Origin of the sequence: Marinitenerispora sediminis (assembly GCF_003336425.1) — a bacterium.
Lineage (GTDB): Bacteria > Actinomycetota > Actinomycetes > Streptosporangiales > Streptosporangiaceae > Marinitenerispora > Marinitenerispora sediminis.
On sequence record NZ_QEIO01000230.1, the window covers coordinates 1 to 6,152 of the forward strand.

General features: G+C 74.3%; 1 protein-coding gene and 1 pseudogene. Both read right to left on the reverse strand.

Translation table 11 applies throughout. The annotated features are described in order from the left end of the window. Window positions 1-5,154: ADP-ribosyltransferase (locus DEF28_RS25340; RefSeq protein ID WP_309485857.1), on the reverse strand; the 5,154-nt coding region annotated here is incomplete at its 3' end. A gap of 95 nt (window positions 5,155-5,249) precedes the next feature. Further along, window positions 5,250-6,152 (reverse strand): annotated as a pseudogene (locus DEF28_RS27730) (hypothetical protein); the annotation flags it as partial.

Genomic DNA, 6,152 nt, shown 5'->3' on the forward strand with positions numbered 1-6,152 from the left:
GGCCTTCTCGATCCGGGCGGCCTCGCGCTCGGCCTCGGTGGCGTCCGAGCGCAGCCCGGCCGCCTCCTCGCGCGCGCTCCGCTGCCGGTCCGGTGAGCCGCCGCGCGCGTCGCGCAGGGTCTCGGTGGCCTGCCGCCGAGCCGTCTCCGCCTCGCCGCGGAGCCGGGCGGCCTCGCGGCGGGCCTCCCGCTGCTCCTCCCGGGCGGCCTGGACGGCCTCCTGGGTCTCCTCCGCCCGCTCCCGGGCGCTCTGCGCGTCCGCCCAGGACCGGTCCGCCCGGGCCTGGGAGGCGTCGGCGCGCTCGGTGGCCGCGTCCACCTGGCGCTGCCGCTCCGCCCGGGCGGCCTCCGCGGCCGCCCGGGCCTCGTCGTACTTCTTCTGGGACGCCTCGTAGGCGTCCGCGGAGTCCTTCGCCCAGGACTCGGCCTGTCCGACCCGGCCGGCGGCGGCCTCCGACTCCGCCCGGGCGGAGTCGACGTCGGCCGCGCGCCGGTTGACGTCGGCCGCCAGGTTCTGGACGTGCTCCGGCTCCGGGTTGCGCAGCCCCCGCGCGGTGTCCGGGGAGGAGGAGTCCTCCGCGTCACGGGGCTCGGATCCGGGGCCGTCGGTGCCCGCGGCGCGGCTCCCGTCCTCGTCCAGCGGGGGCCGGCTCGTGGTGTCCTCGTCGCTGTCCCCCGGCTCCTGCGGAAGCTGCGCCGGGTCGGCGGACGATGTGCCGCCGCGGTGCGTGAGGGTGTCGCTCCAGCCCGCGCCCGGCGAGGCGGGCTGGTTCAGGGCGTCGAGGGCGTCGAGGGCGGGCCGCAGGACCCCGCTCCGCTGCCAGCGGCGCCACACCTCGCGAAGCATGTCCGCCGTCTCCTCCGGAGTGGGACGGCGCGCCCCGCCGGCGGAGTCCGCCACCTGGAGATCGGCCAGGTCGCCGGCGACCTCCTCCATGCTGCGGCCGCGTACGCGGCGGTCGTAGTAGGCGCCGAAGACGTCGCGTGCCGCGTCGGTGTCCGAAACGGGGCCGCCGAGGCGGGTCAGGGGGGCGATGACCGAGTCGGGGAGGTCGGCGACGCGGACCGGGGTCCGGTAGGGGGCGGGTCCGCCGGTGTCGCGGTCGAGCGCGGGCCGGGTGATGTCGGCGAACTCGTGGAGGTGGTGCTCGCGCAGCCCGGTGAACGGCGTCCTCGGGTGCGTCATGATGTTCGCGACGGACGGGTCGACCCGGGAGTGGTCGGGGCGTGCCCGCAGGACACTGGCGTCAGTGTCGGACGCCTTGAAGTACTCGTCGCGGAGTCCGAAGAGGTGCAGGATCTCGTGGACCAGGCCCGCCGGGGGCGAGTCCACGGACCAGTTGCCGGCGTTGTTGCGCGGAATGATCCCGCCGGTCGTGGGGCGCCAGGTGACCCGGTAGTCGGCCGGCCCCGTGACACCCGGCTCGTCCACGTCCAGGACCCGGAAGTGCAGCTGGTCGCCGGGGCCGCCGTCCCCGTCGGGGAGCCGGTGCAGGTGGTTGGCGGTCTGCTCCAGCTTCTTCTTGATCGCCGCGAAGCGTTCGGCGAGCAGCGCGGGGTCGTTCCCGTTCCGGTCGAACTTGATGCGGATGGTGAGTTCGCGGACGTGGGTGGGGCCGCCCGGAGTGCGGTGCTCCTCGGGGATGGGGACCCGGCGGACCTCCATGCGGCGAGGCATGCCTTGGAAGCGCGTCTGGCTGGGGATCAGGCGTTCGGGGACACCCTCCGGGCGGCCGGGGACCTCCTCACCGGCGGGATCGTCGCGGTGGGTCGGACGGGCCGGACGGGCGGAGAGCCGCACCTCACGTCCGGAGATGTCCACGCCGGATTCGTCCATGAGCGCGCCGATGACGGTGACCGGGGCCTGGCGGCGGGCCTCGTCCCAGGCTCGGCGGGCGTCCTCGGACGCCGGGCCATGGGGGTTCTCCCAGTCGGCGACGGGAGCGAGTCCCTGGTGGACGGGGGCGGGTCTGCTGGTGGACTCGGTGGTGAGTTCGGAGATGCGGGACAGGGCGGCGGCGGTGACGCGGGGCGGGTGGGCGTCGCGGACCGCGTCCTGCCCGGCGGGGTCGAGGAGGCGCAGCCGCTGGATCCGGGCGTCCAGGGCGTCGGTGAGAGCGCGGTACACGACGGCCTCGGCACGCATGGCCTCGGCCTCGGCCCGGCGGGCGTTGTCGTCCGCCGACGGCCGGGTGCCCGGAGCGAGCGTCGGGGGCGTGGGATGCAGGTCCAGGGCTTCCCGCTGGTAGGCCATGGCGTCCGCGGCCTTGGCGCGGGCCTCCGCCAGCTTGGCCAGGGCTCCGGGAAGATCGCCGCGTGCGGCCAGGTCGTGGGCCCGCGCGCGCGCCTGAGCGGCCACCTCCGCCACGACCTTGGCTTCCTCGCGCGACTCCTGGGAGTCCTCCCAGTCGTCGTCCCTCGGCGGGCGGGTGCCGCGTGTGGCCGAGTGCTCCGCGCGCTGGGCCCGATCCTGGGCCTCCCGTGCGTTGGTCTCGTTGCGCTCGGCCTGCTGCAGCGTGCGGTCGACCTGGGACAGGGTGGATTCGGTGAGGCCGAACCAGGCGAGGATGTCGGGGCCGACCACACTGCCGTCGGGGGGCGCCTGGCCCGGGGTGGAGACCGGCGGGGCCCACTGGAGACGGCCGTGGTAGGAGAACGCGTCGGGCACGTCCGCCGGGTCGACGAGTTCGACCTTGAGGCGGAGTTCGCTGCCGTTGCGCAGGGTGTAGGGGACGCGCTCCCGGGTGCCACCCCGGCCGTCGGGGACGGGGCGACCGTCGTTGACCTGGGATTCCAGGTCCGCGACGAGCCGCTGTTCGGCGCGCGTGATGGTGTGGGGGTCCACTCCGTCGGGCGGCGACTGGCGGGCCAGCCGCACCTGGACCTCGACGATGTCGCGGCCGTCCCGGTGGATGCGGTTCCATTCGAACCGCGGCGGGACGGGACGCGGACCGCGCTGGGTGATGAGGGCGGGGAGCACGGTCCCGTCGTCCGTGGTGACGGAGAGGTCCTGGGACTGGCCGGGGGAGTTGCCGAACTTCGCGGCCATCGTGTCGGGGAGCGGCACGGTGCGGCGGGTGGGGTTGACGATGCTGTCCCAGCCGCCGGGCGGCGGCTGGTAGCCCACCCGTCCGAGGTCGTGCAGGGCCTGCCGGAGGGCGCCGCTCTCCCGCCAGTACGTGGTGGCCTCATGGAACTGCCGCTCCGCGGCGGAGTCGCCTCGGAAGATGCTGTCGAGGCTCTTGCCGTCGACGTAGTGGTCGTAGTAGGCGTCCAGCAGCACGGCGGCCCGTTCTGGCGGCAGACCGTCCCGTCCGCCGATCACCTGCGGGCCGTCAGGGGACTGCGGGAGGTCGTCGTCGGAGGACGCGTACATGTCATCGTCGGAGTCGGAGTCGCGGGCGGCGTCCTCCTGGTATCCCTCGTGGATGTCGCCGTAGGGGGCGGGCCGCCAGTCGGGGCCGGGGCGCCATCCGAGCGGGACGACCTCCGCCTCAAGGAACCACATCGTGGTGCGGTCGCCGCTTCCGGGCTGGACGGCTTCGGCCTGGTAGGCGGCGTGGAAGACCATGGAGGTGTTGCGGGGCAGCAAGATCTCGCGTTCCCCGGCGGCGGTCTCCACGAAGGGCATGGTGCTGAGGCCGTTGTGTCCGGCGGGGACGCGGATGGCGATGTAGACGTCGCGTTCCAGCGGGGTGGTGGCACCGAGGGAGCCGGACATGTAGCCGGGGTCGGTGTAGACCGTGCCGACCAGGCCCTGCATGGCGGCGGGGCTGTCGACGTTGCCGCCGAGCATGTTGATGAAGTCGGTGTTGACCCCGCGCTGCATGAGGAACGGCTGCGGGAACGGGCGGCGGCTGAGGGCGGCGTCCAGGTTCTGCACCATCGGCAGCAGCCGGGGCCGGTCCTCGGCGAGGACGTAGCTCTGGCCGCGCAGGGCGCTGTTGACGAAGTCGAAGTCGTCGCCGGCGTAGCGGCGGACCGTCTCGACCTCGTGCGGAGGGAGCAGGTCCTGGACGCGGCTGCCGCGGTCCTGGCCCTCCAGGACCCGGATGGACCAGTAGCCCGCCTCGACGTCGGAGAGACGGTTGGTGGTGCCGCCGCGGCTCATTCCGCTGCCGACCGGTAGCTCCGCGCGGCCGGGGTTCCAGGTGCGCGGCGGCGGCAGGAGCGTGCCCCAGGAGGCGTTGGGCACGTAGACGCCACCGGACCGGCTGAGGGTGTCGAGGGCCCAGAACAGGTGGCCGGATCCCCGCCACTGGCTCCACTGGGCGCGCAAGGTCTGTTCGACCTGGCCGTAGGCGTTGGGGTCCGCGGTGAACCTGGCGGCCAGGTGGGCCATCGGCACGCCGTTGACGTGGTTGTCGTAGAAGGCGGTCAGGAGCGGGTAGGCGAGATTCGGGTGGAGCCCGGGGACCATCTGCCGCGGCTGGCCGAGCCCGGCGGCGACCTGCATCTGGAGCTGCGCGTCGACGGTGGTGGGGTGCGGAGGCGGGTAGTAGGCCCCGGTGGGCGTGGTGCCCGGCTGGTCGGTGAACGCCATGTTCACCTGGTAGGCGGGGTCGTTGCGCCACTCCCGCAGGGCGGCGTCCGCCCAGGGGTCGGTGGTGGTGCTCCGGTTCTCCGTCCGGGTGCCGGCGTCGTCGCTGGTGGTGTTCGGGTCGGGATCGCGGTCCGGTGCGGTGTCGGTGGCCCGGGGCGCGTCGGAGTCGGGTGTCTCGGGTGCGGGCCGGATCGGGGTGCCGTCGGGGTGGTAGGAGCCGCCGGCCTGGGTGAACTGTTCGAGCGCCTGGTCGAGGTCGGCCCGGGCGCGGTCGAGTTCGGCCTTGGAGCGTTCGTCCGCCTCGGGAGCGAGTACTTCGCTGTAGTTACCGTCGCGGGCGTCCGCCTTCAGGGCTTGGGCGAGGTCGACCTCGGCCTGGGCGGCGGTGACGCGGCGCTGGGCGGCCTCGACCCTGCCGCCGAGGTAGGAGAGGTCGTCCCCGGACTGCTTCAGCCGCTCGCGGGTGTTCTCCAGGTCGATTTCGAACCGCACGACATCGGCCTGCGCCCGGCCGACGCGGGCGCGCGCCTCGTCCACCGAGGTCGGAGGCGTCCGGTCGCCGTCCGTGGTGGTCCGGGGGATCGGGGCGGTCGGGCCGACCTCCGCGTGCATGACGGTGGGGTTGCTGCCGCCGCGGTGCGTGGACGGGCCCGGGGCGAAGGTGACACGGCGCCGCCGGCTGGTACTGGAGTCGTACAGCGAACCGTCTATCGGGGTGGTGCTGCCGGAGACGTCCGGCGACTCACCCGAGCGCGGGGTGCTGAAGCCCGACTCGGCGGCCTCGGGGTGGCCGATCGTGGCGCGGGCGCGGTCGAGTGCGTCCCGCCAGGCGGTGAACCGCTTCTCGAACTCCTGCCGTGCCTTGTCCGTGGCCTTTTCGGCGGCCGCGTAGTCGTCGCGGGCCTGCTGGTCGGTGGGGTCGGCGATGAGCCGCCGGACCAGCGGTGGCAGCTTGGCCCGCTCGTCGTAGTAGGTCTGGTCGACGAGGCCTCGGCCATCCCCTGGGTGGGCTGGCGGCCGAAGCCGGGGATCGAGCGGTGCGGGACCTCGGCCGACACGACCCAGTCCACCGGGATCGACACCAGGTAGGAGCGCTTGGATGTCGCGTCGGGGCCGGGCACCGGGCGGTCGCTGTCGGTGTGCCCGTCGGTGCGGGTGCCGCCGCGCTCCCCGCTCGGATTGAGGGCGACCTGGCCGGCCAGTCCCGTGCTGATGGTGGGAGCGGTGGGGTCGTCGGCCGGCGGGTTGTTGGCCGTCGTCCCCGCCCCTCGGAACGGGGCGGAGCCGCCGGACGCGGCGGTCGTCGTGACGGAGGTCGAGCGGCTGGTGCCGCCCGACCGGGAGTCCCTGGTCGCCGAGTCGACGGCGACGTCGATGACGGTGGCCCGGTCGGTGTGCAGGTTCGCCCCGAGCCGCCACCTGGTGGGGCCGACGTCGATGAGGCCGACGCCGTTGCCGCGCTTGGCGTCGTTGAGGTAGGCCTTGAGGGAGTCCTCGTTGATGGTCGCGAGGACGGGGTCGTTGTCGCGCCGGATCCCCGCCTCGCTGACGGCGTGGTCCTTGGCCCGCTGGATCGCGGCGGCGTCCAGCGCGCCGGTGTGCTGCCAGCC